We start from the raw sequence: 2,070 nt of genomic DNA on the forward strand, positions 1-2,070 counted from the left end.
GATATTGTAGAAAATGTTGAAGTAAAAAGTTTATTATCTATTGGATTATTTAAATCTATTTGTTTAATAATATTAGCGATTATAGGAATATATATACTTATAAGTATTATATTTATCATATTTGAAATAATTAGGCTTTATAATTTTACTTTAATTGCTGGTAAGAATGATATTAAAATTAGATATGGATTATTAACAGTAAAAGAGTATTCAATTCCAAGAAATAAAATATATGCAATAAGATATAAGCAGAATTTATTACAACAATTATTTAAAATATTTCAGATAGAAGTTGTGACGGTAGGATATGGAGATGAAAAGAATGAGCAGGCTATACTATATCCAGTAGGAAACAAGAACTTTATAAATTTAATATTAAAATCAGTATTACCAACATTTAAATTTGATGGAGAAATCAATAAGCCATCTAAACACGTATTAAGCAGATTCATAATAAAAAGAACAGTTATATTAATTGTTTTTTTATAATTCCTTTATTTTTTATAATTCCAAAAGTTTATTTTACACTTAAATTAATATTTTTTATTATATTAATTATCTTAAACATATTTTTAGGATTTTTAAATTATAAGAATACATCATTGTCTATTATAAGGATTTAGTAGTAGCTAGTAGCGGAAGTATTGAAAAAGTTACAACACTAATTAAACAAGAATATTTACAATCTGTAGAAATAAGAGAAAATCCTTTTCAAAAGAAAAAATCTGTATGTGATTATAAATTATATATATATAGTAATAAGTTAGGAGATGTAGTAATAATAAGAAATATGAATAGTATTTTGCTAAATACTATTGATGAAAATTTAATTTTATAAAATTAAAAACTGTAAAAATTCGATTATTTTTAAGAAAGTTAAAGATTTTATTAGCTAAATAAAATCTATTTAAATAATTAGCATTTGTAAATAATAATTATTATTAATATAATTAAATTAATAATAATAATTTAATATAAAAGGAGATTTGAAAATGATATCAGTTTGTCCAGTATGCTCAGGAATAGATATAGAAAAATTAGAAAAAAAGTTTGGAGAAGATAATATAGAAGTAGGATGCATTGGAGAATGTGGTGGCAGAGATGGTCTTATTATAGGATATGCTAATGGAAAATATATCGAAACTGAAACAGAAGAAGAGTTTATGAAGGAAATAGAAAATTAATAATATCTTAAGATGATGTTCAAATTAAAGACAAATAATTAAAAATTAAATTTAACTATTAGTTTATTTTAATTTTAAAACTCCTACGGGAGTTTTTTTAATTAATTTTATTTTATTTTATATTGTTATTTTTCATTAAACTATAAATTAATAGTTCAATAATATATGTGCTCATTATAACTTATATAAAATAATATGATATTATATCAAAAAGGAGTGATTATATGAATAATTTAAGTAATAGAACTAAAGGAATTTTATTTTTAGTTTTTTCAGCCTTTGGTTTTGCAGTAATGTCTGCATTTGTAAAATTAGCAGGTGATTTACCATCATTTCAAAAGACTTTTTTTAGAAATTTAGTATCTTGCATAATAGCCTTATTTTTTATTGTAAAAAATAAAGAAAGCTTTTTTGGTAAAAGAGAAAATCAGAAGATGTTAATATTAAGATCAGCTTTAGGAACAATTGGAATAGTATTAAATTTCTATTCAATAGATAAATTGGTGTTATCAGACGCAAATATGTTAAATAAATTAAGTCCATTTTTTGTAATTATTTTTTCTGCTTTATTTTTAAGTGAAAAAATTAATTTTAAACAATTCTTAGCAATTATTGTAGCATTTATTGGAACATTATTTATAATAAAACCTAGTTTTAATTTAGACATGATTCCTGCTATTATGGGAGTATTGGGTGCAGTTTTTGCAGCCGGGGCATATACTTGCCTTAGGTTCCTTGGAGGAAAAGAAAATCATTATACAATAGTATTTTACTTTTCATTATTTTCTTTAATAGTAATCTTTCCATTTATGATGTCAGTATATGTACCTATGAATAGTGAACAATTATTTTACTTATTAATGGCAGGAGTATTTGCTAGTATAGG

Annotated in this window: 3 protein-coding genes; all 3 read left to right on the forward strand. The window is 21.6% G+C overall.

Annotation, left to right across the window (positions count from 1 at the left end):
- Positions 1-489: PH domain-containing protein (locus A500_RS19770; protein WP_016209040.1), on the forward strand; the 489-nt coding region annotated here is incomplete at its 5' end.
- A 503-nt stretch (positions 490-992) separates the two neighbouring features.
- Positions 993-1,184, forward strand: coding sequence for a YuzB family protein (locus A500_RS18185; RefSeq protein ID WP_016209041.1), 192 nt, complete (start codon positions 993-995; stop codon positions 1,182-1,184).
- A gap of 224 nt (positions 1,185-1,408) precedes the next feature.
- On the forward strand, positions 1,409-2,070 hold a 662-nt coding region (locus tag A500_RS18190), incomplete at its 3' end, for a DMT family transporter (RefSeq protein ID WP_016209042.1).

Source organism: Clostridium sartagoforme AAU1 (assembly GCF_000401215.1).
In the GTDB taxonomy this organism is placed as follows: Bacteria; Bacillota; Clostridia; order Clostridiales; family Clostridiaceae; genus Clostridium; species Clostridium sartagoforme.